This is a genomic window from Neglectibacter sp. X4, assembly GCF_009917365.1.
Taxonomy (GTDB): domain Bacteria; phylum Bacillota; class Clostridia; order Oscillospirales; family Acutalibacteraceae; genus Acutalibacter.
Genome location: NZ_QWLE01000341.1, coordinates 1 through 269, shown reverse-complemented (window position 1 = coordinate 269; position 269 = coordinate 1). Strand labels below are relative to the sequence as shown.

Annotated in this window: 1 protein-coding gene; it reads right to left on the bottom strand. The window is 40.1% G+C overall.

Annotated features, from left to right (window positions below):
* A partial coding sequence (locus D1841_RS20065) for an NAD(P)/FAD-dependent oxidoreductase (protein ID WP_207710227.1) occupies positions 1-269 on the bottom strand: 269 nt, incomplete at both ends.

Here is a 269-nt window from a genome sequence, read left to right as displayed (position 1 = left end):
GTTATGCTGTACAATAGAAGTAACCGATGAATTGTACAGGATAGAAAATCCGTTTTCACGGCCTTTGCGAAGCAGCATATCGCGAATGTCTTTTGCTCTCATAGATTTTGGAAAGATTTTTCCATCTTCCCGTTCCCAGGTGGGCACATCGTTTTTACACAAAAAATCCTGCAGATGCAGGTTATTGTATTTATAAAGGCAGCTTCTGATTTTGCTGCCGTTTTTTCCGTACATGGAAATAAAGTTTTTGATGGAGCCGCTATGGGTAA